This window comes from Rubrilithobacter danxiaensis, assembly GCF_047272945.1.
Lineage (GTDB): Bacteria > Bacteroidota > Bacteroidia > Sphingobacteriales > Sphingobacteriaceae > Rubrolithibacter > Rubrolithibacter danxiaensis.
The window spans coordinates 19,298-44,965 of record NZ_JBKOPS010000017.1; the positions used below are offsets into that span (position 1 = coordinate 19,298).

The 25,668-nt window shown below is 39.1% G+C and carries 25 protein-coding genes and 1 riboswitch; of the genes, 18 read left to right on the forward strand and 7 right to left on the reverse strand.

Annotation, left to right across the window (positions count from 1 at the left end; genetic code table 11):
- Window positions 1-16: 16 nt before the first annotated feature.
- Window positions 17-790, reverse strand: coding sequence for a hypothetical protein (locus ACLCDL_RS16740; protein WP_423149560.1), 774 nt, complete (start codon window positions 788-790; stop codon window positions 17-19).
- Window positions 791-1,148: 358 nt separating this feature from the next.
- On the opposite strand from ACLCDL_RS16740, the gene ACLCDL_RS16745 reads away from it, so the two are divergent.
- Window positions 1,149-2,105, forward strand: a complete 957-nt coding sequence (locus tag ACLCDL_RS16745; protein ID WP_423149561.1) for a CvpA family protein — start codon at window positions 1,149-1,151, stop codon at window positions 2,103-2,105.
- 10 nt (window positions 2,106-2,115) lie between these two features.
- On the opposite strand, the gene ACLCDL_RS16750 is transcribed toward ACLCDL_RS16745, so the two are convergent.
- On the reverse strand, window positions 2,116-2,340 hold the full coding sequence (locus tag ACLCDL_RS16750; RefSeq protein WP_423149562.1) for a hypothetical protein: 225 nt from the start codon (window positions 2,338-2,340) through the stop codon (window positions 2,116-2,118).
- Between the two features lie 222 nt (window positions 2,341-2,562).
- Window positions 2,563-2,765, forward strand: a riboswitch (cobalamin riboswitch).
- Between the two features lie 112 nt (window positions 2,766-2,877).
- Between ACLCDL_RS16750 and ACLCDL_RS16755 the strand changes: the two genes are divergently transcribed.
- The 3 genes from ACLCDL_RS16755 to ACLCDL_RS16765 all read left to right on the forward strand — a co-directional run bounded on the left by ACLCDL_RS16755 (window position 2,878) and on the right by ACLCDL_RS16765 (window position 6,802).
- On the forward strand, window positions 2,878-3,846 hold the full coding sequence (locus ACLCDL_RS16755; RefSeq protein ID WP_423149563.1) for a ribonucleoside-diphosphate reductase small subunit: 969 nt from the start codon (window positions 2,878-2,880) through the stop codon (window positions 3,844-3,846).
- Window positions 3,847-3,917: 71 nt separating this feature from the next.
- Window positions 3,918-6,296, forward strand: coding sequence for a ribonucleoside-diphosphate reductase subunit alpha (locus ACLCDL_RS16760; RefSeq protein ID WP_423149564.1), 2,379 nt, complete (start codon window positions 3,918-3,920; stop codon window positions 6,294-6,296).
- 86 nt (window positions 6,297-6,382) lie between these two features.
- Complete coding sequence (locus ACLCDL_RS16765; protein ID WP_423149595.1) at window positions 6,383-6,802, forward strand: acyl-CoA thioesterase; 420 nt, start codon at window positions 6,383-6,385, stop codon at window positions 6,800-6,802.
- A gap of 296 nt (window positions 6,803-7,098) precedes the next feature.
- Here the strand turns inward: ACLCDL_RS16765 and ACLCDL_RS16770 are convergent, their stop codons facing one another.
- Window positions 7,099-7,422: a hypothetical protein gene (locus ACLCDL_RS16770; protein ID WP_423149565.1), complete on the reverse strand. Its 324-nt coding sequence runs from the start codon at window positions 7,420-7,422 to the stop codon at window positions 7,099-7,101.
- Between the two features lie 513 nt (window positions 7,423-7,935).
- Here ACLCDL_RS16770 and crtD point away from each other — a divergent pair.
- The 7 genes from crtD to hemH are packed head-to-tail and all read left to right on the forward strand — an operon-like array spanning window position 7,936 to window position 14,408.
- Window positions 7,936-9,393, forward strand: a complete 1,458-nt coding sequence (gene crtD / locus ACLCDL_RS16775) for a 1-hydroxycarotenoid 3,4-desaturase CrtD (RefSeq protein ID WP_423149566.1) — start codon at window positions 7,936-7,938, stop codon at window positions 9,391-9,393.
- Window positions 9,394-9,413: 20 nt separating this feature from the next.
- Entirely contained in the window at window positions 9,414-10,037 is a 624-nt protein-coding gene (locus ACLCDL_RS16780; RefSeq protein ID WP_423149567.1) for a lysophospholipid acyltransferase family protein, read from the forward strand.
- A gap of 2 nt (window positions 10,038-10,039) precedes the next feature.
- A complete protein-coding gene (locus tag ACLCDL_RS16785; protein ID WP_423149568.1) occupies window positions 10,040-11,137 on the forward strand; it encodes a glycosyltransferase family 2 protein in 1,098 nt (365 codons plus the stop codon).
- Complete coding sequence (locus tag ACLCDL_RS16790) at window positions 11,127-11,768, forward strand: carotenoid biosynthesis protein (RefSeq protein ID WP_423149569.1); 642 nt, start codon at window positions 11,127-11,129, stop codon at window positions 11,766-11,768. Before ACLCDL_RS16785 ends, ACLCDL_RS16790 begins: the two co-directional genes overlap by 11 nt.
- Window positions 11,769-11,803: 35 nt before the next feature.
- Complete coding sequence (locus tag ACLCDL_RS16795) at window positions 11,804-12,652, forward strand: 4-hydroxy-3-methylbut-2-enyl diphosphate reductase (RefSeq protein ID WP_423149570.1); 849 nt, start codon at window positions 11,804-11,806, stop codon at window positions 12,650-12,652.
- Between the two features lie 6 nt (window positions 12,653-12,658).
- Complete coding sequence (locus ACLCDL_RS16800) at window positions 12,659-13,336, forward strand: fatty acid desaturase (protein ID WP_423149571.1); 678 nt, start codon at window positions 12,659-12,661, stop codon at window positions 13,334-13,336.
- 58 nt (window positions 13,337-13,394) lie between these two features.
- The gene (gene hemH, locus ACLCDL_RS16805; protein WP_423149572.1) at window positions 13,395-14,408 is read left to right on the forward strand and encodes a ferrochelatase; all 1,014 of its coding nucleotides are present in this window, start codon (window positions 13,395-13,397) and stop codon (window positions 14,406-14,408) included.
- A 14-nt stretch (window positions 14,409-14,422) separates the two neighbouring features.
- On the opposite strand, the gene ACLCDL_RS16810 is transcribed toward hemH, so the two are convergent.
- Together ACLCDL_RS16810 and ACLCDL_RS16815 are read right to left on the reverse strand one after the other, a co-directional pair.
- Window positions 14,423-15,019: a GNAT family N-acetyltransferase gene (locus ACLCDL_RS16810; protein WP_423149573.1), complete on the reverse strand. Its 597-nt coding sequence runs from the start codon at window positions 15,017-15,019 to the stop codon at window positions 14,423-14,425.
- Window positions 15,009-16,241, reverse strand: coding sequence for a 3-deoxy-D-manno-octulosonic acid transferase (locus tag ACLCDL_RS16815; protein WP_423149574.1), 1,233 nt, complete (start codon window positions 16,239-16,241; stop codon window positions 15,009-15,011). The genes ACLCDL_RS16810 and ACLCDL_RS16815 overlap by 11 nt, the downstream gene beginning before the upstream one ends.
- Window positions 16,242-16,306: 65 nt before the next feature.
- Between ACLCDL_RS16815 and ACLCDL_RS16820 the strand changes: the two genes are divergently transcribed.
- From ACLCDL_RS16820 to ACLCDL_RS16840, 5 genes are read left to right on the forward strand one after another with little or no spacing between them, the layout of a single operon-like run.
- On the forward strand, window positions 16,307-17,620 hold the full coding sequence (locus tag ACLCDL_RS16820; RefSeq protein WP_423149575.1) for a UDP-glucose dehydrogenase family protein: 1,314 nt from the start codon (window positions 16,307-16,309) through the stop codon (window positions 17,618-17,620).
- Window positions 17,620-18,612: a UDP-glucuronic acid decarboxylase family protein gene (locus ACLCDL_RS16825; protein ID WP_423149576.1), complete on the forward strand. Its 993-nt coding sequence runs from the start codon at window positions 17,620-17,622 to the stop codon at window positions 18,610-18,612. Before ACLCDL_RS16820 ends, ACLCDL_RS16825 begins: the two co-directional genes overlap by 1 nt.
- A gap of 2 nt (window positions 18,613-18,614) precedes the next feature.
- Window positions 18,615-19,640 (forward strand): UDP-glucose 4-epimerase GalE, encoded by a 1,026-nt coding sequence (galE, locus tag ACLCDL_RS16830; RefSeq protein ID WP_423149577.1) that lies wholly within the window; start codon window positions 18,615-18,617, stop codon window positions 19,638-19,640.
- 32 nt (window positions 19,641-19,672) lie between these two features.
- On the forward strand, window positions 19,673-20,725 hold the full coding sequence (gene rfbB, locus ACLCDL_RS16835; protein ID WP_423149578.1) for a dTDP-glucose 4,6-dehydratase: 1,053 nt from the start codon (window positions 19,673-19,675) through the stop codon (window positions 20,723-20,725).
- Complete coding sequence (locus ACLCDL_RS16840; RefSeq protein ID WP_423149579.1) at window positions 20,725-21,468, forward strand: tyrosine-protein phosphatase; 744 nt, start codon at window positions 20,725-20,727, stop codon at window positions 21,466-21,468. The genes rfbB and ACLCDL_RS16840 overlap by 1 nt, the downstream gene beginning before the upstream one ends.
- Window positions 21,469-21,539: 71 nt before the next feature.
- On the opposite strand, the gene ACLCDL_RS16845 is transcribed toward ACLCDL_RS16840, so the two are convergent.
- Together ACLCDL_RS16845 and ACLCDL_RS16850 are read right to left on the reverse strand one after the other, a co-directional pair.
- The gene (locus ACLCDL_RS16845; protein WP_423149580.1) at window positions 21,540-22,784 is read right to left on the reverse strand and encodes an ABC transporter permease; all 1,245 of its coding nucleotides are present in this window, start codon (window positions 22,782-22,784) and stop codon (window positions 21,540-21,542) included.
- Between the two features lie 67 nt (window positions 22,785-22,851).
- Entirely contained in the window at window positions 22,852-23,199 is a 348-nt protein-coding gene (locus ACLCDL_RS16850; RefSeq protein ID WP_423149581.1) for a HesB/IscA family protein, read from the reverse strand.
- A gap of 97 nt (window positions 23,200-23,296) precedes the next feature.
- Here ACLCDL_RS16850 and ACLCDL_RS16855 point away from each other — a divergent pair, with 97 nt between their 5' ends.
- Together ACLCDL_RS16855 and ACLCDL_RS16860 are read left to right on the forward strand one after the other, a co-directional pair.
- Window positions 23,297-23,827 carry a DUF7935 family protein gene (locus ACLCDL_RS16855; RefSeq protein ID WP_423149582.1) on the forward strand — a complete coding sequence of 177 codons (531 nt, stop codon included), beginning with the start codon at window positions 23,297-23,299 and terminating at the stop codon, window positions 23,825-23,827.
- 18 nt (window positions 23,828-23,845) lie between these two features.
- Window positions 23,846-25,393 carry an acyl-CoA mutase large subunit family protein gene (locus ACLCDL_RS16860; RefSeq protein WP_423149583.1) on the forward strand — a complete coding sequence of 516 codons (1,548 nt, stop codon included), beginning with the start codon at window positions 23,846-23,848 and terminating at the stop codon, window positions 25,391-25,393.
- Window positions 25,394-25,668 lie beyond the last annotated feature (275 nt).

The window sequence follows — 25,668 nt, forward strand, 5'->3', positions numbered from 1 at the left end:
TCTTTGTGAGGTTGGCCTATTGGTATTCGAACTTATACGTTACTGCATCTGCTCCTGTTCCTTCAGTTGCAGTTAAAGGATAGCCTGCAGAATCGTAAGTGTATTGAGTGTTAGATTGGAAGTCTAATTCAGTTCCGGGGAAATCATATTTTTCTGATGTTATGTCATTCTTAGCAAAGAATTGAACGGATAAACCCATAGGATCAAGAATATACTTAAATCCTGTATTTTGAAATGGCGATTTCTTTGTTCCGTAAGTATAAGTAAGTGTAGTTTTAGAAGCCGGAACATTTGGAATTGTAGTAGTAGTTTCAACTTTTGAAACATTTCCTCCCTGGTAAGTAATAGTTGATTCACCAAGTGCTACTGCATCCATTTTTTGTTTGATTTTGGTTACCAAACCTCCGCTTACAGTATATTCAAGTGATAAAGTTGCTTTTATAGTGTTACCTTCGTAGGTTTTAAAAGAACCTGATACCGGAACATTGTTATTGTACGTAACTTCAAAAACAGTTTTATCATCCCCTTCTTTATTCTCTAACTTCTGTATATTTCCGTTAGCGTCGTAGGTAAAAGTGGTTGCCTCTGTATTATTCTGGTCCTTGTACGATGTTAAACGGTTATTACTGTCGTAAGTAAGAGAATAAACAGTGTTTTCGCCATCTTCTGTCTTTGTAATTTTTGTCAGTTTTTTAGCTGAGGGAGCATCGGGGCCGGAGTTGTCATCTTTTTTACATGCTACAATTGAAGTCAGTCCTGCTACAAATAAAATAAATAGTTGCTTTTTCATTTAAAAAATTAATTAATAGTTAATAGATAAATTATAGTTTTGTTTTTTATATTTTTTCAGTTTTTATAAGTTAATGTTATAAAGCTGTAAGGATAGTCAGGCCAACAGCCACTACAAGAAGTACTAAGTACATTATCAGATCATCTCTTCTTTTTTGTTCCGTTGTCATCTGCGTCGGGTTGTTTTTATAATATCAGCTTCTATACCACCATTACGGTAACAAAATCAGCTACGCTACAGCAGCAGGTAAATTTTTTAATAATTTTTTATAAAGGGAACGGTACTGTTGTGTATTGTGCTGATAATGAGTCCGAACTTCTTGCGAAAATGTTTGTTAAAAAACTGAGGACAGCTATTAATGAATATTATTGACCTGCTTCTTATCGGCATTGTTCTGCTATCTGTCTGGAATGGCTGGAGAAAAGGGTTTATTCTTGGATTATTGGAACTGTTCTCCTGGATCACCGGCTTGATAGCAACTTTTATTTTATACAGGTATGTTACAGAATTTTTAGAAAAGTATATTCCCTCACTTAGTGTATGGACTTATCCTGTGTCCTTTATATTAACTATAGTTGTGGTAAGAATTATAATAGGAATTGCAGTAAACGGAATATTGCGTAGTATTCCGTCGCAGTTGCATTACAATATGGTAAACAGGATCGCTGGTACAATTCCGGGTTTGATTAATGGTGTTCTGTACGCGGCTATCATAGCAACCATTCTGCTTTTATTGCCTTTGTTTGGCAGAATATCGCCGGCGATGGAAAAAAGTATACTTGCAGGAGTATTAACTAAAAAAGTTGAATTGCTGCAAACCAAATTCTCTCCGGTCTTCAGGAAAATTGTCAATAAATCGGGTAGTACTTTTACAATCGAACCTCAATCGGGAGAATCAATCAAGCTGCCTTTTAAAGTAGCGGAAACAAAAGTACGGCCTGATCTTGAACAGCACATGCTTCGGTTACTGAATAAAGAAAGACAGAAAGCAGGATTGAAGCCTTTAGAAGCCGATTCTGAACTTAGAGTTGTAGCACGTAAACATTCTGCTGATATGTTTGCAAGGGGATATTTTTCTCATATTACTCCTGAGGGAAAAAATCCTTTTGACAGAATGAGAGCGGAAGGAGTGTCATTTATAACAGCCGGAGAAAATCTGGCATTGGCCCAAACTCTTGCAATAGCCCACGATGGATTGATGAATTCTCCGGGACATCGGGCCAATATACTCCGCCCTGCTTTTGGAAGAGTAGGAATCGGTATTCAGGAAGGAGGAGTGTATGGGCTAATGATTACACAAAATTTCAGAAATTAGCCTTTCCAGACTAAAATCTTTCCTTTTTCTTGTTATCACCAAAATAGGCAACCACTACCGACAGAACTAACAGAAGCACTATAAATATGTACATTCCTGTATGGTCATGACCTGAATTTGAGCCTGCTAAATTGCTTAAATCGCTATCAACCGCATTTTGAGCAAATGTATTTGCTGAAGAAACTAAAGTAAACAGGATAATTAAAATAGCTGGTTTTTTAAAAAGAGATTTCATCGTTATTATGTTAAAGGCGAAATAAGAATAAATATTTAAGTTCCAAAATTATAATTTTTTGTTTAAAGACACCTTATTTGTTTCAGCATTTCTGTTTTGGGAAACGATGTTCGGCGAAGGCTTCTAATTCATTTTAGCTTTTAACTGTTTATAACTTTTTTTTGTTTAAAACTTCCTGTTGGCCTCATGTTTTGATAAGGCTATATTTGACGCTATAAGTTCTTTTACATAAATCGTACAGGTTCATAGTAAAGCAAATGCTGGTCTATGATTAAAAGGGAACCGTGTGTAATTCACGGGCTGACGTGCAACTGTAAGGGAGTTGTAGGTTGTAGGTTTTAGGTTGTAAGTAATAACACTTGCAACTCATTACCTGCAACTTGCAACTCATCAAGCCAGACACCTGCCTTTTCGATTTGTCAAAACTTTCACGATTAAGGTTTTGCCAGAAGTCTGTTCCGCAAGCTTCCTGTTTGCCGGTATCCTGCCTTTTGTCAATCCCTGTTTCGCATTTTTTAATCACTTATTTAAATGTTTATGCAACAGGATGAAGTATTATTAAAAGAGAACAAGGATCGTTTCGTGATCCTGCCCATCAATTATCCCACTATCTGGGAGATGTACAAAAAACATGAAGCCAGCTTCTGGACGGCTGAAGAGATTGACCTTTCTTCTGATTTGAAGGACTGGGAAAATCTTAATTCTGGCGAGAGGCATTTTATTTCGCATGTACTAGCCTTTTTCGCCGCCAGCGATGGCATTGTAAATGAAAATCTGGCAGTAAATTTTATGAGCGAGGTTCAGGTTCCGGAAGCACGTTGTTTTTACGGTTTTCAGATAATGATGGAAAATATTCATTCGGAAACCTATGCTTTGCTGATTGATACCTATGTAAAAGATCCTCGCGAAAAGGACCGCTTATTTCATGCGATAGAAACAGTGCCATGTGTGAAGAAAAAAGCAGAATGGGCGCTCCGTTGGATTGAAAAAGGAACGTTCGCACAACGTTTAGTGGCTTTTGCTGCAGTTGAAGGAATATTTTTCAGCGGAAGTTTCTGCTCAATCTTCTGGCTTAAGAAAAGAGGCTTAATGCCTGGCCTAACGTTTAGTAATGAGCTGATTTCAAGAGACGAAGGTTTGCATTGTGAGTTCGCCTGCCTGCTCTATTCTATGCTTAAAAATAAATTATCTCAGTTTGAGGTATACCGCATAATTGAAGAGGCCGTAACCATAGAAAAGGAATTTATTACAGAGGCTTTGCCGGTAAAACTTATCGGGATGAATGCCCAGTTAATGAGCCAGTATATCGAATTTGTTGCCGATCGCTGGCTAACCGAACTGGGGTATGAAAAACTTTACATGACTTCGAACCCGTTTGATTTTATGGAAATGATCTCCCTGCAGGGAAAAACAAACTTTTTTGAAAAACGCGTAGGCGATTATCAGAAAAGCGGTGTGCTTGCAGCTAAAGAAACCCAGGGATTTTCACTGGATGAGGATTTTTAAGAGGAAGAGCTGTTAGTTTAATGGCTCACCTATAACTCACAACTTATAACCTACAACTCATAACAACTAACATGTTTGTAATAAAAAGAGACGGAAGAGTAGAATCCGTAAAATTTGATAAAATAACCGCACGGATAGAAAAGCTCTGCTATAGTTTAAACCCCACTTTGGTTGATCCCATCGATGTAGCGAAAAAAGTAATAGAAGGGTTATACGATGGCGTAACCACGTCCGAACTGGATAATCTGGCGGCGGAAACAGCTGCGTCGTTAACAACTAAACATCCCGATTATGCTTTACTGGCTTCGCGGATCGCTGTTTCCAATCTGCATAAAAATACGGTGAAGTCTTTTTCTGAAACAATGCGGAAATTATACAGTTACGTGGATCCGAAAGCAGGAAAAAGCGCTCCTTTAATAGCAGAGGATGTGTGGCAAATAATCGCAGAAAATGCGGAGTTACTGGATAGTTCCATAATTTACGACCGGGATTTCGGATTTGACTATTTTGGATTTAAAACCCTCGAAAAATCCTACCTGCTTAAAGTCGATGGTAAAATCGTAGAACGCCCCCAGCATTTATTTATGCGTGTAGCTGTGGGGATTCATAAAAAAGACATCGAAAGCGCAATCAAAACCTATAATCTGATGAGTGAGCGTTGGTTTACACACGCTACGCCTACCTTATTCAATGCCGGAACGCCGAAGCCGCAAATGTCATCCTGCTTTTTGCTGACCATGAAAGACGACAGCATCGACGGGATTTATGATACATTGAAACAAACGGCAAAAATTTCACAAAGTGCCGGAGGCATAGGTTTGAGTATTCATAATGTACGTGCAACCGGTTCGTATATTGGCGGAACGAATGGAACAAGCAATGGAATCATTCCGATGTTGAGAGTTTTTAATGATACAGCACGGTATGTTGATCAGGGTGGAGGAAAAAGGAAAGGTGCATTTGCCGTTTATCTGGAACCCTGGCATGCCGATGTATTCGAGTTTTTGGATTTGAGAAAAAACCACGGGAAAGAAGAAATCCGTGCCCGGGACCTCTTTTATGCCCTTTGGATCTGTGACCTCTTTATGAAGCGGGTAGAGGCCAATGAAGACTGGAGTTTATTTTGCCCGCATGAAGCGCCCGGCCTGCACGAATGTTTCGGCGAAGAGTTCGAAGCTTTATACGAGCGCTATGAAAAGGAGGGAAGGGCCCGCAAAAAAGTAAAAGCGCAGGAACTTTGGTTTGCCATTTTAGATGCACAAGTGGAAACGGGAACCCCGTACCTGCTTTATAAAGACGCAGCCAACCGGAAGTCGAACCAGCAGAATTTGGGCACAATCAAGAGCTCAAATCTTTGTACTGAAATTATGGAGTACACTTCGGCGGATGAAGTGGCTGTTTGTAATCTTGCTTCCCTCGCCTTGCCACGTTTTATAAAGGACGGAGCTTTTGACCATGATAAATTATATGAAGTTACGTATCAAGTCACCCTAAATCTGAATCGGATTATTGACAATAACTACTACCCGGTTGATGAAGCGAGAAATTCAAATCTTCGTCATCGTCCAATTGGTTTGGGAGTTCAAGGGTTGGCAGATGCCTTTATTTTACTTCGCCTGCCGTTTGAAAGCGGCGAGGCGAAGCAGCTCAATAAAGACATATTCGAGACTATTTATTTTGCTGCGATGACTGCTTCAAAAGACCTTGCTGTTAAAGAAGGTCCTTATGCGACATTTAAAGGATCACCCTTATCCCAAGGGAAATTTCAATTTGATTTATGGGGAGTACAACCGGAAAGTGACCGTTGGAACTGGGAGGAATTAAGGTCAGAAGTAATGAATCATGGTGTAAGAAATTCGTTGTTGGTGGCACCAATGCCTACCGCTTCCACCTCTCAGATACTGGGAAACAATGAATGTTTTGAGCCTTATACGTCCAATATTTATACGAGAAGAGTTTTAAGCGGTGAATTTATCATCGTAAATAAACATTTGCTACGCGATTTGGTGAATCTGGGTTTATGGAACACGGAGATGAAGAATAAAATCATCTCTGCAAACGGCTCTATTCAGGAAATTGACGAAATACCTGCTGATATAAAGGAATTATATAAAACAGTTTGGGAAATTAAAATGCGTACCATTATTGATATGGCTGCCGATCGGGGGGCTTACATTTGCCAGTCGCAATCGTTAAATCTGTTTGTCAGTTCGCCAAATGCATCAAAGCTTACATCAATGCATTTTTATGCGTGGAAAAAAGGATTGAAAACAGGGATGTATTATTTAAGAACGCAGGCTGCATCACAGGCAGTTAAATTTACAGTAGAGAATCAGGCGGGTAAAACGATGGAGCCGGTTATTCCCGAACGTATAAACCAGGTGCCCGATGAAATTCCTGCCGGTCCGGTTTGTTCTATGGAAGAAGGTTGTGTAACTTGTTCAGCATAATTGTTTTCAGGACTAAGGAGTATGATTTTTATAAAAATGATACTCCGTATTCCGATAACTATCGTATCAGAAATCTCTTTAATCATATGAATCTGGAAGAAAGAATGAATCGCTCCGAAACACGAATTTTTAAAACCGTGTTTCCTAATACTACCAATCATTATGATACCCTGTATGGCGGTTTCGCAATGAATATGATGGATGAAGTTGCTTTTATGGCCGCAACGCGTTTCAGCCGTTTAAGAATGGTAACAGTTTCTTCGGATCGTATTGATTTTAATAAGCCAATTCCCGCCGGAACCATTATCGAAGTAATTGCCCGTGTTGCAGAAGTTGGGCGTACCAGTTTAAAAGTGAATGTGGAAATATTTGTAGAAAAGATGTACGATGACTTTCGCGAGCGGGCGATACATGGCTGTTTTACTTTTGTTGCAATAGATGAAAATAAAAAGCCCGTTCCGATAATGGAGCATCTGGAAAAAACGGTTACAGGAAAGGGCACTTAACTGTAATTAACAGCATCATTTAAGGAAACAATCAGTATCAGTTGGGAAAACGTCGCTGTCAGTTCTGCGGCCGGAAAGCCCGGATGAAACGGGTGTAGCAAAACAATCGGCAGTGCACCTGCAAACGAACAAACTACCACTGCTTTTGCCTAAGTACGCATCAATCCCGAAGTGCCGGAAAAAATTAAAAAACAGCAGCAAGAAAAAACAATCAGCAGAACCAAGCCTTTTTTGCGTTCAGAGTTCCCAATAACTTTCATTCAGCACTTCTAGCAAAAGCAAGCGCACCCAGTTTTTTAATTGAGCGAAGGCTGGTGCGGCAGGGCACCTTGGGATTGATAAAGGGTTTTGTTTCTTTTGCTCTCAAAAGAAAGAAGTCCCGCCGACCAGGCGAAAGGAAGTAAAAGGTATTGAAGAAGCTTATGCTCAAAACATTGATTCATCTTACTACATTTTTCTTGAAATAATTTAAGTTGGTCCGCCTCATGCCGGCGAGAGGCATTTACTTTTTTCACTGCAGTGAAAAAAGTAAACAAAAACACCGCGGCTGCAGAATCTTTGTTGTATAGGCTCAATAAACCTTTTAAGTGCAATCCCCAGCCGTGGGTTTGGTAATGCAAACTCGTATGTTTCTGCACCACTTCGGGGATAGCTTGATGATATTGCTGATTGAAAGTTTATGCCAACAGGTTTATTGGCCTCTACTACCAAATCTTCTGAGGCCGGAAAGCAAGGATGAAAAGGTTGTAGGAGAACTAAATTTTTCCACCCCCTTTAATTCCCCCGCCAGCGGGGGACATCGCTGTACTAACCAGCAAACGAACAAACTGCCGCTGCTTTTGCCGAAGCACGCATCAATCCCTCAGTGCCGGAAAGAATTAAAAAACTGCAGCAGGAAAATTACAACATGTAGAGCCGAGCCTCCTTTTGCGTTCGGGTTCGCAGAATCTTTCATTCAGCACTTCCAGCAAAATTCAGCGAACATGTTTTTTAATTGAGCAAAAGGCTGGGGCGAAAAGGCACCTTGGGATTGATAAAGCCTTTTGTTTATTTTGGGCTGACAAAAGAAAGAAGCCCCGACGGCCAAGGAAACAACTTATACTATATTTGCCTTCTTAGGAGACAAATACCATATGCCAAAAGCAATTGTAATCGGTGCAGGAATAGCAGGAATTGCCTCCGCAATACGTCTTGCCATTAAAGGCTTTGATGTGCACGTTTTTGAAGCAAACAGCTATCCCGGAGGAAAGCTTTCTGAAATAAAATGTAAGGATTATCGCTTTGATGCCGGCCCCAGCTTGTTTACCATGCCTCACTATGTAGATGAACTTTTTCTCCTTGCCGGAAAAAATCCACAGGATTACTTTAAGTATGAGAAACTGGATTTAATCTGCCGTTATTTTTATGAAGACGGAACCGTAATAAATGCCTGGGCAGATCAGGAAAAGTTTGTTGAAGAACTTTCAGCAAAAACTACCGATAGTAAACACGCTATACGTAGATTTATAAATAGAAGCGCTCAAATCTATCATATTGTAAATCCGGTATTTTTAGAAAAGTCTTTACACCGGTTTTCTACTTATTGCAATCTTAAAACCCTCAAATCCCTGCTTCAGTTTCCTGCTATTGACCCGTTAAGGACCATGAACAGCGCAAATGAAAGCATCTTCAGGGATAGCAAAACCCTTCGTTTTTTTAACCGCTATGCTACCTACAACGGTTCAAATCCGTATCAGGCTCCGGCAACATTAAACGTCATCCCTCACCTGGAGCAACAATTCGGCGCTTATTTCCCGGTAGGAGGGATGAACCAGATAACAGCAAGTCTGGTGAGGCTCGCCGAAGAACTTGGCGTAAAGTTTTCCTATAACTCTCCTGTTGAAGAAATTATAACCGGTAGCCGAAAAGTTGAAGGGGCAAAAGTTAACGGGGAAATAGTAAAAGCTGAAAAAGTGGTTTCAAACATGGATGTTTGGTTCACTTATAATAAGCTTTTGAAAAAATACCCTGTTCCAAACAGGATTGATAAACAGGAGCGCAGCAGTTCTGCTTTGATATTTTACTGGGGAATAAAAAAGCAATTCAAGAACCTGGATTTGCATAACATCTTTTTCAGCGAGAATTATGAGGAAGAATTTAATGCCACTTGGAGAGATAACAGGATCTCTTACGACCCAACTGTTTATTTGAATATCAGTTCGAAATATAAGACAGATGATGCTCCGGCTAATTGCGAGAACTGGTTTGTTATGATAAATGTTCCGGCAAATAAAGGCCAGGATTGGGATAAATTAATTTCGGAAGCAAAAGTGAATATCCTGGAAAAGTTATCGCGGAATCTGAAAGAAAATATTGCCGGTTTAATCGAATGCGAACAAATCCTCGATCCGAGGACAATAGAAAGCCGGACCTATTCCTATCAGGGCTCTATCTACGGAACCAGTTCAAATAATAAATTTTCAGCTTTTTTCCGCCATCCTAACTTCCTGCCCAAAATAAAGGGTCTGTATTTTGTGGGTGGAAGCGTTCATCCAGGTGGGGGAATTCCCCTTGCCTTATTATCCGCTAAAATTGTTGACGAACTGGTTTAGCATTTATACCTTTAAAACTGATGGACAAACCACGCAGCAATAAAATTATTCACCGTTTTTTTTCCTGGTACATCAATCTGATTATTAAAAAGGATTTCAGCGGGTTTAATTTAAACAGCTTGCAAACTGATCCTGAAAAAGCAATCCTTTTGCTCTCCAATCATTTTTCGTGGTGGGATGGCTTTTTAGTTTTCCAGCTAAACCGGCTGCTTTTTAAAAGAAAGTTTTACGTAATGGTTACGGAGGAGAATTATAGAAAAGTATGGTTCCTGAAGTATCTTGGAGCTTTTTCAATAAAAAGAAATTCGAAAAGCAGTATCAGTTCGCTGGAATATGCGGGCCAATTATTGAACGATCCTGCAAATCTTGTTCTTTTTTTTCCTCAGGGAAAACTATACTCTAATCACGTAACAGAGGTAGATTTTCAAAAAGGTTTAATAAATATCATTAATGCATCAAACAAAAACTTCCAATACGTTTTTTTATCAATGTTCGTTGATTATTATCAGTGTAGGAAACCTTTTATAACCTGTTATTTAAAAACCTGGGCAGCTGAAGAATATACGAGTCTGCAATTAATAAAGAGTGCTTTTAACAAACATTATGAGAAATCGCGGTCTGAGCACAATCGCGCTATTGTTTAAAGATGATTCTGTATTACCTGATTTTCTTCTTCCTTATTCTGCGTTTTACCATTGCCCTTTTTAATTTTATTTCAAATCCTAAGCTAACCTATTCATTAAAGCATTACGACGAGCAAGTTTCCATCCTTATTCCGGTAAGGAATGAAGCTCCTAATATTTTCAATTTGTTAAATTCTATTAAAAACCAGTCGTATTCCAATTATGAAGTGATTGTTCTGGATGACGGTTCTACGGATAATTCGTATGCTGTAGCCAGCGAGTTTGCAGATTCAGATAAACGGTTCAGGGTACTTAGAGGAAAGGAATTGCCTGAGGACTGGCTTGGGAAAAATTATGCCTGCTACCAACTTGCTCAGGAAGCCCGCGGGAAATACCTGATGTTTATTGATGCCGATGAAGAAATAAAAGAAGGTTTGATCAATAATTCGGTTCATCGGATGAAAATAAACCGGATTGCGCTGCTTAGCCTTTTTGCCAATCAGAAGATGGAAACTGTAGGCGAAAAACTGGTAGTGCCGCTCATGCACTTGCTGTTGTTGTATCTGCTGCCTCTTCGTTTAGTGAAATTAAGCTCAAATCCTGCACTTGCAGCTGCAAGCGGGCAATTTATGTTGTTTGATGCAGAAGTATATCAAAAGGAACAATGGCATTTAAAAGTTAAAAGTAAGGTGGTCGAAGATATAGAAATTATGAAATGTGTTAAACGCAGCGGTTATACCGGCGAGGCTTTGCTGGCTAACGGTTATATTTTCTGTCGTATGTACACCGATTATAAAGAGGCGATTAACGGCTTTAGCAAAAACTTGCTGGCAGGGTTCGGTTATAATGTTGCGGCCCTGGTTTGCTATCTGCTGCTGGTAATGCTTGGCCCGGTTTTTATATTCTTTTATTTGAATTTAACTTTACTTTCATTTCTGATAACACTGATTATTTTAACACGATTATTGGTATCGCTGCAAAGCGGTCAGAGCATATTGCAAAATATAGTATTTCATCCGTTGCAGATGGTTTCATTGATTATCATATCTGTTGTTTCTGTTAAAAAGTACCTGACAAAAACCACTACATGGAAAGGCCGTACCATTATTAATGGAGAATAAAAGGAGTTATATCTGTAGTTTTTTAATTGTATTGTTCCATTTTGTCGGACTGATCGGCTTTTTGTTGCCCTCCTTGGTTCCTATCTTCATTAAACTGGTTCCCTGGCATTTATTGCTGATGTTTATCCTGTTACTAATCAGCCAGCAGGATAAGAACCTGCACTTTGTATTTTATTTAGTAACAGTATTCCTGCTTGGATTTTTGCTTGAACTAGCCGGCGTAAAAACAGGTATCATCTTTGGTAATTATGCTTACGGAAAAACCCTCGGACTTAAGTTATTTGATGTGCCGTTGCTAATTGGCCTTAATTGGGTAATGCTTGTTTATGCAGCCGCAACTTGCGTACAAGCACTTCAGATGTCTGAAAACAAGATCGTGAAGTCTGCTATAGCTGCCTTCGCTTTGGTTGTTTTAGATTATCTTATAGAGCCGGTCGCAGTAAAGTTCGATTACTGGGAATGGGATACCTCGGCAATTCCTGTTAAAAATTACGTTTGCTGGTACCTTATCTCTTTTCTGTTTTGCTTTGTTTTTTATTCTTTCAGCTTCAATAAGAAAAATAAGGCGGCTATAACTTTTTTTATAACACAACTGTTGTTTTTTATAGCCTTAAACCTTTGGGCATTCTGATAAACAAATGCGTATTTTTGTGTAATTTATTTAACATGAGTTATAATCTTGAAGTTACAATTGATAGTTCGTCCGGCTTTTGCTTTGGTGTTGTTTATGCCATAGATATGGCGGAGGCAATTCTGGAAGAAGACGGTTATTTATATTGTTTGGGGGATATTGTACACAACGATGAAGAAGTTGAACGGTTGAAGGCAAAAGGATTGCGGATTGTTAATCATGATGATTTAAAAGATCTGAAGAACGAAAAAGTACTTATCCGTGCACACGGAGAAGCACCTGAAACCTATAAAACGGCGCTCGAAAATAATATTACGCTTATTGATGCATCCTGCCCGGTGGTTTTAAAATTGCAGAACCGGATAAAAAATTCGTACGACGCAAAGGAAAAGATATTGATTTTTGGAAAACACGGACATGCAGAAGTAATCGGTCTTGAAGGCCAAACAGATAATACAGCAATTGTATTCCAGGATCTTGCGGAGCTTGAAAATGTAGAACTTCCTTCAAAAATTACGTTATACAGCCAGACTACAAAAAGTACGGATAAGTTTTATAAGATTAAAGACGAACTCATCAGCAGGGGTTATGAATTAAACGCCAATGATACCATCTGCCGTCAGGTTTCAAACAGGAATGAAGAGTTGCGTGACTTTGTTTTGGATTTCGATAAAGTTGTATTTGTTTCCGGCAAAAAATCTTCAAACGGTAAAGTTTTATTCGAGGTGTGCAGGCAATTTAATCCCAATACTTATTTTATATCAGGAACTTCTGAACTAAATCCGGAAATGTTTTGTCCCGGCGATAAGGTGGGTATTTGCGGTGCAACGTCTACACCTATGTGGCTGATGGAGCAGGTGAGGGACTTATTAGAAACTTATTAATCTGTTATGGCAGCTCCTAAAAATACCGGAGTATTTATTGCCCTGATAGTAATTTCTTGCTGGGTAATTAGCATTAGTTTTCTTCTGAACTGGAATTTTTCCTGGTCCGATCCTTTTGTTTACCTTTTTGTGCTCATTCAAACACATTTGTACACTGGCCTATTTATTACCGCTCATGATGCGATGCACCGCACTGTTTCCTCAAACATCGTTATAAATAATGCAACAGGTTGGCTCTGCACTTTGCTGTATGCGCTGTTTCCTTTTGATAAACTAAACAGGAAGCATCATAAGCATCATCGGTTTGTACATACAGAAGAAGACCCTGATTATCATAACGGTAATTTTATAAGCTGGTACTTTCGCTTTTTTTTCGGGTATATTTCCTGGTGGCAGCTCATAGCAATGGCTGTTGTTTTTAACATCCTTAAAGCGTGGATACCGGAAGCGAATCTTATACTATTCTGGGTAATTCCATCATTATTAAGCACGGTTCAGCTGTTTTATTTTGGTACCTGGCTTCCGCATCACGGCGAACATCAAAATAAACATCATTCGCGGACACTTAAAAGAAATCATTTTTTAGCATTTATTTCCTGCTATTTTTTTGGTTACCATTATGAGCACCATGCTTCGCCGGGCACACCCTGGTGGCAATTGTGGAAATCGAAAGAATCATATTAATTTAAAATTCTTCAGCCCTGGGTGATTTAGAAAGTTCAAATCTTATTTTTGAAGCTTCATGAATAAAAAAGGAATATTACTTGTAAACCTCGGTACTCCCGATAGCCCCTCTGTTTCTGATGTAAGAAAGTATTTAGATGAGTTTCTGATGGATGAACGGGTTATTGATATCAGCACCATTGGACGTACACTTCTGGTAAAAGGTATTATAGTTCCTTTTCGCGGGCCAAAATCTGCAGCTACTTACAAAAAGGTATGGTCAGAAAATGGTTCGCCTCTGCTTTATTACAGCGTAAGAGTTAAAGAGCTCTTACAGCAGCGTTTAGGCGATGAATATATTGTGGAACTTGGCATGCGGTATCAAAGCCCCTCTATTCAATCTGCCCTGGAGGGGTTGAAATCAGCCAATGTAAGCAGTATAAAGATTATTGCTTTGTTTCCTCAATATGCCTCTGCAACAACAGGTTCCGTACATCAGAAAGTAATGGAAATTGTAAGTAAATGGCAAACAATACCAAATGTTTCCTTTGTTAATTCTTTCCATGATAATGCTTCCATGATTGATGTTTTTGCAGAAAATGGCAGGAAAGCGGGATATCAGGAATTTGAACATATACTTTTTAGCTTTCACGGTTTGCCTCAAAGACAGTTGCGGAAAGCAGATAACTCAAAAACTCATTGCCTCCAATCTGCCGATTGTTGTTCCAGACTTACCGATGTAAATAAGTTCTGCTATTCGGCTCAGTGTTACAATACAGCCCGATTAATTGCAGAAAGACTCGCAATTCCTCAGGAAAAATACACGGTTACCTTTCAGTCGCGGTTGGGCAAAGATCCGTGGGCTCAACCCTATACAAGTGAGGTAATTCATCAGCTGGCCGAAAAGGGAATAAAAAAAGTACTGGTTTTTAGTCCTGCTTTTGTTTCAGATTGCCTGGAAACAATTTATGAAATTGCAGAAGAATACGACCTTGAATTTAAAGCTTTGGGCGGCGAAAAAGTACAATTAGTAGAAAGCCTGAATGATAATCCAAAGTGGATTGAAACTTTAGAAGGGATTGCTAAGAGTTAAATTTAAGAGATCTCTTAGCACAAAGTCATCTCTAAATCGCGAAAGATTCTTTTTTTAACTTCCGGCCATTCAGAGGATAATATACTGAAATAAATAGTGTCCCTCCTCCTGCCTCCCTGCGTAATCATGTGGCTTCTGAGGATTCCTTCCTCGATAGCACCCATTTTTAATATTGCTTTTCTTGACCGGATGTTGAGTACATCTGTTTTAAATTCCAATCTTTTAATATTTAGGTGTTCAAAGGCATAGCTTAGCAGTAAAAACTTCGCTTCCCGGTTTAATCCTGTAGAATGGAATTCTTTTCCTAACCAGGTTGAACCTACTTCCAGGCGCTCATCTTTTATGCTGATATTTAAATAGCTGGATGAACCTATCGCTTTATTCCCATCTTTTTTAATAATTAGAAAAGGATATTTCTGGTTTTTCTGGCGGCTTTTACAAGACTCTTCCACCCAAGCCTGTACATCTTGTGCGTCTGTGAGGTTCTGCTGAAACCACGTCCAGTTATCATCATCTTTTGATACCAGGCTTAATGCATCTGCATCTGTTACTTCAAGCGGCCTTAATAAAATATGTTCAGTTTCTAGAGAAATATTCTTATCAAAATCCATCACTAATTTTTTCTACTATTTTATTGGTTGCTCCTGTATGGTTTTTAACATACATTTTAGCAATTAATCCTTTCTCTTTTTGTATTACCGGGTCTTTCAATTTCAAAAGAACAGTTTCCAACTCTTCAGAATCCCTTATGCTAAAAGCTGCTCCGGCTTCTATCAACTCTTTTGCTTCTAAAAACCGTTGATAGTTCGGCCCGAAAATAACGGGCAGGCCAAAGGCGGCAGCCTCTAATGTGTTATGAATACCGCTTCCAAATCCCCCACCTATATAGGCAATGTTTCCATACTGATAAAGGGAAGAAAGCATCCCGATATTGTCAATAATTAAAACAGAAGCATCAGAAGGGAGAGCAGCTCCGCTTTTAACCTTTGAGAAGCGTACAGATCTTACTTTCAGGCTTTCTTCCAGGCTGATTATCTTTTCTTCTTTAATCTCATGAGGTGCAATAATGAATTTCCAGCCGTGATTTTTTTGGGTAAGAGCAGAAATTAGCTTTTCATCCTGTGGCCAGGTACTGCCGGCGATAAAAATATTGCTTCCGCTGCAAAAATCTTCAACTTGTTGTATCTGTTGAGGATTTTGCGAGTTTTCAAAAACACGGTCAAAACGCGTATCTCCACTTATAGTTACTTTTCTTACTTCCATGCTGTCAAGCAGTTGCTTGCTCTTTTCATCCTGCACAAAAAAATGAGAAACAAAGCCAAGTATTCTTCGGTGCAAGCCACCATACCACTTAAAAAAGGGCTGTTCTTTGCGGAAGATGGCGGATATTACATATAACGGAATTTTTTTCTCAGCAAGTTCATGGTAATAATGATACCAGTATTCATACTTAGTAAAAACGGCAATTTCCGGATTGACTAATTTAATAAACTTTTCAGCATTGGATTTAGAATCCATTGGCAGGTAGAAAACGTAATCAGCAAAAGCGAAGTTTTTTCTTACTTCGTAACCGGAGGGTGAAAAAAAGGTGACAAATGTTTTTTTATGAGGATAGAGCTGTTTGATTTTTTCCAATACCGGTCGTCCCTGTTCAAATTCTCCCAGCGAAGCAAAGTGAAACCAGATAGTTGATCCCGTTATTTGCTCTTTTTCAATGATTTTAAAAATATTTTTTCGCCCATTTATCCAGAGTCTGGCCTTTCTGTTAAAAAAAGAGAAGATGAATATTAAGAGAAGATAAATTTTTATGCAAAAATTGTAAACAAAAAGCATGTTTATTGCTTAATTATTATCTTCGCCAAAATAACGTTTAAAAATTAAAATTTGAAATATTATATATGAAAATAGCAGTAGTAGGTACTGGATATGTTGGATTAGTTACCGGAACATGTTTAGCCGAAACAGGAAATAATGTTACCTGTGTTGATATCAATGAGGAAAAAGTTCAGAAAATGAAAGAAGGCCAGGTGCCGATTTATGAACCTGGTCTTGAATTGCTCTTTAACAGGAATATCGAACAGAAAAGGTTAAGTTTTACAACAGAACTTTCAGAGGCTATTGCCGATGCTAAAATTATATTTCTTGCACTGCCGACTCCTCCGGGTGGAGATGGGTCTGCTGACCTGAGTTATGTGCTTGGTGCTGCTAAAGATATTGCAAAGCTGGTTAAAGATTATAAAGTAGTGGTTACTAAATCGACTGTGCCGGTCGGTACAGCGGATAAGGTAAAAGCTGTTTTTGAAGAAAATACCACTGTTCCTGTAGATGTTGTTTCAAACCCTGAGTTTTTGCGGGAAGGAGTTGCTGTAGAAGATTTTATGAAGCCGGATAGAGTAGTTGTAGGAACCAGCAGTGAAAGGGCCAGAAAACTGATGGAAGAATTATATGGACCGTATGTGCGTTCCGGAAATCCAATCGTTTTTATGGACGAACGTTCTTCAGAACTAACCAAATATGCTGCCAATTCTTTCCTTGCAACAAAAATTTCATTCATGAATGAGATTGCAAATATGTGTGAATTGGTTGGGGCAGACGTGGATATGGTAAGAAAGGGCATTGGTGCAGATAATCGTATCGGTAAGCGTTTTCTTTTCCCGGGAGTAGGTTATGGAGGAAGTTGCTTCCCTAAAGATGTTCAGGCTTTGGCAAAATCTGCCGAGGAGGCAAACTATGATTTTCGTATTTTAAAATCAGTAATGAAAGTAAACGACCTGCAAAAGGTTGTGTTAGTTGATAAAATGCGCAAATACTATAACGGCGATCTAAAGGGTAAAAAGTTTGCTTTATGGGGTTTGGCTTTCAAACCTGAAACGGACGACATTCGTGAGGCACCATCTTTGTATATTATTGATGAATTACTTAATGAAGGAGCACAGATAGTAGCTTATGATCCGGAGGCAATGGAGAACGTGAAAAAATTAAAAGGCGATGCGATAGGATATGCTAACAATCCATACGAAGCTTTGGAAAATGCAGATGCCCTTATTATTGTAACAGAATGGTCCTTGTTCCGTACACCGGATTTTGATAAAATTGAAACAGCATTAAAATCAAAAGTGATTTTTGATGGACGGAATCTGTACGATATTCAGAAAATGATAGATTGCGGATTCTATTACAATAGTATAGGTAGAAAAATAGCAGAAGTATAATGCCGGCAAGAAAACGCATTTTAATTACAGGAGCAGCAGGGTTTTTAGGATCTCATTTATGTGATCGCTTTATCCGGGAAGATTTTCATGTAATCGCTATGGACAATTTGATAACCGGCGATTTAAGAAATATTGAACATCTTTTTAAGCTTGAAAACTTTGTATTTTACAACCATGATGTTTCAACCTTTGTTCATACTCCAGGTAAATTAGATTACATACTTCATTTTGCTTCCCCCGCCAGTCCGATAGATTATCTGAAAATTCCTATTCAAACGCTTAAAGTAGGTTCCTTAGGTACACATAATTTATTAGGATTAGCCAGGGCAAAAAAAGCACGGATCCTGGTAGCTTCTACTTCAGAAGTTTATGGTGACCCAAATATAAATCCTCAGCCGGAAGAATACTGGGGTAACGTTAATCCGGTTGGGCCCCGAGGAGTTTACGACGAAGCAAAGCGTTTTCAGGAGGCCATGACAATGGCGTATCATACTTTTCACGGCCTTGAAACCAGGATAGTAAGAATATTTAACACATACGGTCCACGAATGCGTTTAAATGACGGAAGAGTTTTACCTGCTTTTATCGGGCAGGCAATAAGGGGTGAGGATTTAACTGTATTTGGCGACGGCTCTCAGACCCGCTCTTTTTGTTATGTAGATGATCTCGTAGAAGGGATTTACCGGCTTTTATTTTCTGACTATGCCTACCCTGTAAACATCGGAAATCCGGATGAGATCACAATAAAACAATTTGGTGAAGAAATTATCAAATTAACCGGAACCAGTCAGAAGCTGGTTACAAAGCCGCTACCAACTGATGACCCTAAGCAAAGGAGACCCGATATTTCCAAAGCAAGAGAAATTTTAGGCTGGGAGCCAAAAGTATCCCGGGCTGAAGGTTTAAAAATTACCTATGAATATTTTAAATCTTTACCACCAGATTTGATTGAAAAAGTGGAACATAAAGATTTTGCAAATTATAATAAGTAGCAATGAGCAGGAAAATACTTGTAACAGGTGGTACCGGTTTTATCGGTTCTCACACCGTTGTTGAATTGATAGAAGCAGGATATACGCCGGTTATTGTAGATAATCTGGTAAATTCAAGCGAAAAGATATTAAACCAGCTTGAAAAGATCACTGGTAAAAAAATTGAGTTTCACAATTTTGATCTGTGCGATGAAAATAAGACAAAAGCGTTCATTGCTTCAAATCCCGATATAAATGGCGTCATTCACTTTGCCGCTTTTAAAGCCGTTGGCGAATCGGTACAATTGCCGTTAAAATATTACAAGAATAATTTCTACTCCCTTATTAATTTGTTGGACGCTTTTGAAAGCCGGCCCATAAATTTTGTTTTCTCTTCCAGTTGCACGGTGTACGGTCAACCTGATAAATTACCTGTAACAGAAGACGCACCGGTTAAAAAAGCGCAATCTCCTTATGGTAACACGAAACAGATAGCTGAGGAAATTTTGCAGGATGTTGCTTCTGCTAATGATAATTACAAGATCATTTCTTTAAGATATTTTAACCCCGTAGGAGCACATAATTCGGCATTAATTGGGGAGTTACCAATTGGCGTCCCTCAAAATCTGGTGCCATTTATTACGCAGAGTGCTATAGGCAAACGCGGACCCATTACTGTGTACGGAGATGATTATTCTACTCCTGACGGAAGCTGCATCCGCGATTATATACATGTTGTTGACCTCGCAAAAGCACACGTTGCAGCTATAAAGCATATGGAAAGTAAGCAGCAACAGAAATACGATGTTTTCAATATCGGTACGGGTAAAGGCACTTCTGTGCTGGAAGTAATAAACGCGTTTGAGAATGCAACAGGTGTAAAGTTGAACTACCAGATTGGTCCAAGACGGGAAGGAGATGTTGAACAGGTTTGGGGAGACGTTTCTAAATCGGCTACAGAACTTAACTGGAAGGCAGAGCTGGGTGTAGATGAAATGATGCGTTCAGCCTGGGCATGGGAGCAATACATAAAGGACAATCCATTTTAAAAAGCTGTAAGCCGAAAGGCTTTACCTCAATTATGAAAAAAATTCTTATTACCGGAGGTGCCGGATTTATTGGTTCTCACGTGGTGAGGCGTTTTGTAAATAAGTATCCTGATTATCAGATTGTGAATCTGGATAAACTTACCTATGCAGGAAACCTGGTCAACCTGAAGGATATAGAAGATAAAGAAAATTACCATTTTGTTAAGGGAGATATCGTTGACGCAGGATTTATTGACCAGCTTTTCTCCGCCGAGCAATTTGATGCCGTAATTCATCTTGCTGCCGAGTCTCATGTTGACCGCTCAATTACCAGTCCTTTAGATTTTGTAATGACAAACGTGGTAGGGACGGTAAACTTATTGAATGCTGCAAGGAAATTCTGGAAAGAAGATTATTCTGCCAAGCGTTTTTACCATGTATCTACCGATGAAGTTTACGGAACTTTGGGGGAAAATGGAATGTTTACTGAGGAAACAGCTTACGATCCGCACAGTCCGTATTCTGCTTCAAAAGCAAGCTCCGACCATTTTGTAAGAGCTTATCAGGACACTTATGGAATAGATGCCGTAATATCCAACTGCTCTAATAATTACGGTTCATATCATTTTCCGGAAAAATTAATTCCACTTGCCATTAATAATATTAAAAATAATAAACCGGTGCCTGTTTACGGAAAAGGAGAAAATATACGGGATTGGTTATGGGTGGAAGATCATGCCCGGGCTATTGATGTTATTTTCCACCAGGCTAAAACCGGGTCTACCTATAATATTGGCGGACATAACGAGTGGAAAAACATTGACCTGATTCGGCTTTTATGCAAGATTATGGATCAAAAGCTGAACCGGGAAGAGGGAACTTCTGAAAAACTGATCACTTTTGTAACAGATCGTGCGGGCCATGATCTGCGTTATGCTATTGATTCTTCTAAACTACAACGGGAATTAGGATGGAAGCCCAGTTTGCAGTTTGAAGAGGGCCTGGAAAAAACAGTAGATTGGTACCTGGCAAACGAAGAGTGGTTAAGGGACGTTACTTCGGGACACTACCAGTTTTATTACGAGGAGCAATATAATAACCGTTAATGCTGTTTAATCTTTTCAAAAAGAAGAGCCAAGAACCTGGAATTAACTTTTCTTCAATAAAGGTTGATTTGCATTCTCATTTAATTCCCGGCATCGATGACGGATCTCCTTCTGTAGAGCATTCTGTTGATCTCGTAAGCAAAATGATGGAGCTGGGATTTAAAAAGCTGATTACAACTCCCCATGTAATGGCTGATTATTATCGTAATACTCCAGAAATAATAAAAACAGGTTTAGATAATCTTCGAGAAGAACTCGCAAAAAGAAATATAGAGATCCAGCTTGAGGCTGCAGCCGAGTACTATCTTGATGAAACTTTTGATAATAAGCTGGAAAGTGGGCAGGTATTGACTCTTGGAAAAGGATTTCTTCTTTTTGAATTATCTTTTGTTAACTGTCCTCAATCTTTTTATGATACTATTGAAAAGATTAAAGACAAGGGTTATAAACCGGTGCTTGCCCATCCGGAAAGATATCCTTATTTCGCCAATTCAATAGAAAATTACCAGAAGATTAAAGCAACGGGTTGCTATTTACAGCTGAATACACTTTCTCTTACAGGTTATTACGGTAAACCGACTCAAAAAATAGCCGAAGAATTAGTAGATAAATATCTCATTGATTTTTTAGGAAGCGACCTGCATCATCATAAACATGCTGCTATGCTAAAGCAGGCCTTATCACTACCATACGTAAAGAAGGTATTGACGGAATATCAGTTGCAAAACGAACTTTTGTTCTAAATAAATAACTCCCCTTATAGCTATTACCTAATACCTTATAGCTAATACCAATCTCCTAATATCTCTTTTCTCTACTCGTAACGTAAAGCCTCTACGGGATCTAACCTGGAAGCCTTTGAAGCCGGATAAAAACCTGAAATTATACCAACTCCAATACAAAGAGCTGTGCCAAGAGTAACCCAGCCAACCGGAAACATAAAACTTGCGCCCAAAAGCATCGCCACAAGATTTCCTATAAGAATTCCAAGGATAATGCCTGTAAGCCCGCCGATTAAACAAATAACGATTGCTTCTAAAAGAAACTGGAGCCTGATAACTTTTGGAGTGGCGCCAATAGCTTTCCTGATTCCTATTTCGCGGGTTCTCTCTGTTACCGATACAAGCATGATATTCATCAGGCCAATAGAGGCGCCAACCAGGGTGATGAAGCCGATTACAATGGCCGCCAGGGTAATATATTTAATATTTTCCAGAAGCGTTTGTGCCAGTGCGTCGCTCTTTGTAATTTCAAAATTATCTTCTATGCCGGCTTTTAAGCCGCGGATGTTTCTGAAAAGTGCTGTTGCTTCGCCTGCAGCGGCATCCATCCGTTGGGGGTCATTGGTCATAACAGAAATTGTATAAGAAGGGTCATTGATGGTCATAATTTGTTTGGCCTTTAATAAAGGAATGACGCATACCTTGTCGCCTCCAAATCCTACACTTGATCCTTTTGCTTCGTATTGGCCTATAATCTTGAACTTATTACTTCCGATAGATATTATTTTATCAATAGCATCGGTATTAGGAAATAAAGTTGTTTTAATTTCATTTCCAATGATTACAACATTGCTGCCCAGTTCAAGCTCACCCTGTGAAAAATTTCTTCCTGCTGCAAGTTTGTAACCACCAGTGTACAGATAATTATCGTCTGCCCCTAAAACTGAAATATTCGGATTAGTTTTTTCATTTCCGTATTTTACTGTTCCGGCAAAGCTTGCAAATACGTTTACAGAAACCAGGGCCGGAAAGTTAAACCGTGTTTTAAATTCAACGGATTCCCTGTAAGTAATAGGACGAAAGCGTTTGGGTTGCTGGCCTTCTCCACCCACACGTATTCCAAGCCCGCGGTTGCGGATAGTGAACGAATTGGAACCCATACTTGAAAACGTATTGTTTAACGAACCTTTTATAGCGTCTATGGAAGTAAGAATTCCAACCAGGGCAGTTAGCCCGATTGCAATGATCAGTGCGGTAAGAAAAGTTCGCAAACGATTACTCTTTATCGATTGCAATGCTACTTTAATGTTCTCTTTATGACTGATCTTAACTGCCATGGTCTAAAATAAAAAATCCCGCTGATTAGACAGTGGGATTATTTGTATTGTTACAGTCATCGTTTTATCAAACTGAAAAAGATGTTCCGCAGCCGCAGGTGCTTGATGCATTTGGATTGTTAAAAGTAAATCCGCGGGCGTTTAATCCGTTCTGAAAATCTATCTGCATACCGGCAAGGTAAAGGCCATGCGCTTTATGCATATATACTCTTACCCCTTCAATGTCATATTCCTGGTCCCCGTCCTTTTTCTGGTCAAAGCCCAGAATATAATTCATCCCGGCACATCCGCCACCTTCAACTCCAACTCTTAACCCAAAATCTTCTCCTAATTCCTGTTGGTACTGAAGCTTTTTTATCTCTTTTAATGCCCCTTCTGTAAATGAAACCGGTGCTGTTAAAGTACTTGTCTCCATACTTAAATTCTTTATTTCGTACTACAAATATAAGTTAAAATTGCTCAATTTTGTTGTTAATGCCGCTTTATGACCTTATGTTTATAAAAAGTTAAAAATGGAAGTTCTAGCATATTTACTTGAAATCATCAAATACATAACAGCCGGATTTATTGTGTTTTACCTTGCCTGGCTGGTAATAAAAAAATTCTTATCCGACTCTTACCGGACAGATTTAATTGAACTTAAAAAGGCTTCCCTTGCTCATTCGCTTCCCCTGCGTCTGCAGGCTTACGAACGTCTGATTCTTTTCCTGGACCGTATTAATCCTTCAAACATGATGCTTCGGCTGCATGTTACAGGGGCTACCGTTCAGGAGTTGCATAACCTGGCACTGTCTGATATACGGGCAGAATATCAGCATAATGTAACCCAACAGCTCTATGTTTCGGGCGAGAGTTGGAAAGTTATTCAGCGGATTAAAGACGATACCATCAGTTTAATAAATAATGCAGCAAAGGGATTACCTGCTGATGCGGCTTCTTTTGAGCTGAGTAAAGCCTTATTGCTGCATTTAGCCAATATGGAAGAAAGCCCGTATGAAGCAGCATCAGCTATAATTAAAAAGGAAATACAACAGTTATTTTAATAATCTCAAACAGAGTTTATGTCTGATAAAAAAATTACTACAACTTCAGGGATAACAATCCGGGAGGTTTATACAGAACAGAAAACTCTGAACGAGCTTCCCGGAGAATTTCCATTTACACGCGGCATACAAAAAGATATGTATCGCGGAAAGCTGTGGACGATGCGCCAATATTCTGGTTTTTCTACTGCAGAGGAATCAAATAAACGGTATCATTATTTATTAAGCCAGGGTACTACCGGGCTTTCAGTAGCATTTGATTTGCCTACACAGATCGGTTATGATTCAGACCATGCCATGGCTGATGGAGAAGTAGGAAAGGTTGGTGTGGCCATAGATTCTTTACGTGATATTGAAACGTTATTTGATGGCATTCATCTGGAAGCAATTTCCACTTCGATGACCATCAATGCTACTGCCTCAATTCTGTTAGCAATGTATATTGCTTTAGCTAAAAGGCAGGGTGCGGATCTGAAGAAAGTTTCAGGGACAATACAGAATGATATTTTAAAGGAATACGCGGCCCGGGGCACTTATATTTACCCGCCTAAGCCTTCCATGCGGCTAATTACTGATATTTTTGAATACTGCAGTAAAGAGTTACCGAAATGGAATACAATTTCTGTCTCAGGCTATCACATTCGCGAGGCAGGCTCAACCGCAGTACAGGAATTAGCCTTTACTCTGGCAAACGGTAAAGCGTATTTAAAAGCTGCTTTAGAAAAGGGCCTTGATATAGATATTTTTGCCAAAAGAGTATCTTTCTTTTTCAATTGTCATACTAATTTCTTCGAAGAAATTGCTAAATTCAGGGCAGCAAGAAGGATGTGGGCAAACATTGTAAAAGAGTTGGGATCGACAGATCCTAAAGCACAAATGTTGCGTTTCCATACCCAGACAGGCGGTTCTGTGTTAACAGCGCAGCAACCTTTAAATAACATTATAAGGGTAACTAATCAGGCAATGGCAGCGGTGCTTGGTGGAACGCAATCACTGCATACGAATGGGTATGATGAAGCCTTATCGTTACCAACTGAGCAGGCAGCAAAAATTGCCTTACGAACACAGCAGATTATCGCTTTTGAAAGCGGAGTTACCGAGACAGTGGATCCTTTGGCCGGATCTTATTTTATAGAAGCTTTAACGGATGAGATTGAAGCGAAGGCTAAAGAGTACATTGAAAAAATTGATGCGATGGGAGGTGCTGTAAATGCAATAGAAAATGGGTACATTCAGCGGGAGATATCAAAAGCGGCTTACGATTATCAGACCGCTGTAGAGAGGGGAGATCGGATAATAGTAGGTGTAAATAAAACAGTGGAGGAAGAAGAATATCCGGGGGAGGTATTCCGGGTAGATGAGTCTGTTCAAAAACTTCAGGCAGATAAGATTTACAAACTAAAGCAGGAGCGGGACAACAAGGCTGTGGCGCTGGCATTAGAAGATATAAGCCATGCAGCGAATGATGGAAGCAACCTGATGCCTGTAATTTTACGAGCTGTAGAACAGTATGCAACCTTAGGTGAAATAGCGGATGTTTTGAGAAAAGAATTTGGTGAGTACTGATATTAGAGGAGCAATTAAAACGTTTAGAAAGAGACGGAAATTTTTTAAATATTTTAAAAGTAATGGAAACCCGGTAATCTATTACACGTTTAATAGGGGCCGGAGAAAAATTCTGCTATTTTTGAATTTTAACTTGAGGAAAACAGGTTATTTCATTGATTTAAAAGAAATTAACACTTATTTTAAATTTTAGTTTTTTTAATAAGTTTTTTTTCGAATATTCGATGTCCTGAAGGATCTCAATTATTTCCTTCTCCAATTATTGTAAATCAGTT

Coding starts and splice junctions, on each gene's coding strand:
- ACLCDL_RS16820 (WP_423149575.1), top strand. CDS start 16,307: ATGAAAATAGCAGTAGTAGGTACTGGATATGTTGGATTAGTTACCGGA.
- ACLCDL_RS16795 (WP_423149570.1), top strand. CDS start 11,804: ATGAGTTATAATCTTGAAGTTACAATTGATAGTTCGTCCGGCTTTTGC.
- crtD (WP_423149566.1), top strand. CDS start 7,936: ATGCCAAAAGCAATTGTAATCGGTGCAGGAATAGCAGGAATTGCCTCC.
- ACLCDL_RS16825 (WP_423149576.1), top strand. CDS start 17,620: ATGCCGGCAAGAAAACGCATTTTAATTACAGGAGCAGCAGGGTTTTTA.
- galE (WP_423149577.1), top strand. CDS start 18,615: ATGAGCAGGAAAATACTTGTAACAGGTGGTACCGGTTTTATCGGTTCT.
- ACLCDL_RS16760 (WP_423149564.1), top strand. CDS start 3,918: ATGTTTGTAATAAAAAGAGACGGAAGAGTAGAATCCGTAAAATTTGAT.
- ACLCDL_RS16755 (WP_423149563.1), top strand. CDS start 2,878: ATGCAACAGGATGAAGTATTATTAAAAGAGAACAAGGATCGTTTCGTG.
- rfbB (WP_423149578.1), top strand. CDS start 19,673: ATGAAAAAAATTCTTATTACCGGAGGTGCCGGATTTATTGGTTCTCAC.
- ACLCDL_RS16745 (WP_423149561.1), top strand. CDS start 1,149: ATGAATATTATTGACCTGCTTCTTATCGGCATTGTTCTGCTATCTGTC.
- ACLCDL_RS16860 (WP_423149583.1), top strand. CDS start 23,846: ATGTCTGATAAAAAAATTACTACAACTTCAGGGATAACAATCCGGGAG.
- hemH (WP_423149572.1), top strand. CDS start 13,395: ATGAATAAAAAAGGAATATTACTTGTAAACCTCGGTACTCCCGATAGC.
- ACLCDL_RS16850 (WP_423149581.1), bottom strand. CDS start 23,199: ATGGAGACAAGTACTTTAACAGCACCGGTTTCATTTACAGAAGGGGCA.
- ACLCDL_RS16750 (WP_423149562.1), bottom strand. CDS start 2,340: ATGAAATCTCTTTTTAAAAAACCAGCTATTTTAATTATCCTGTTTACT.
- ACLCDL_RS16740 (WP_423149560.1), bottom strand. CDS start 790: ATGAAAAAGCAACTATTTATTTTATTTGTAGCAGGACTGACTTCAATT.
- ACLCDL_RS16815 (WP_423149574.1), bottom strand. CDS start 16,241: ATGCTTTTTGTTTACAATTTTTGCATAAAAATTTATCTTCTCTTAATA.
- ACLCDL_RS16790 (WP_423149569.1), top strand. CDS start 11,127: ATGGAGAATAAAAGGAGTTATATCTGTAGTTTTTTAATTGTATTGTTC.
- ACLCDL_RS16840 (WP_423149579.1), top strand. CDS start 20,725: ATGCTGTTTAATCTTTTCAAAAAGAAGAGCCAAGAACCTGGAATTAAC.
- ACLCDL_RS16780 (WP_423149567.1), top strand. CDS start 9,414: ATGGACAAACCACGCAGCAATAAAATTATTCACCGTTTTTTTTCCTGG.
- ACLCDL_RS16765 (WP_423149595.1), top strand. CDS start 6,383: ATGAATCTGGAAGAAAGAATGAATCGCTCCGAAACACGAATTTTTAAA.
- ACLCDL_RS16855 (WP_423149582.1), top strand. CDS start 23,297: ATGGAAGTTCTAGCATATTTACTTGAAATCATCAAATACATAACAGCC.
- ACLCDL_RS16800 (WP_423149571.1), top strand. CDS start 12,659: ATGGCAGCTCCTAAAAATACCGGAGTATTTATTGCCCTGATAGTAATT.
- ACLCDL_RS16845 (WP_423149580.1), bottom strand. CDS start 22,784: ATGGCAGTTAAGATCAGTCATAAAGAGAACATTAAAGTAGCATTGCAA.
- ACLCDL_RS16785 (WP_423149568.1), top strand. CDS start 10,040: ATGATTCTGTATTACCTGATTTTCTTCTTCCTTATTCTGCGTTTTACC.
- ACLCDL_RS16810 (WP_423149573.1), bottom strand. CDS start 15,019: ATGGATTTTGATAAGAATATTTCTCTAGAAACTGAACATATTTTATTA.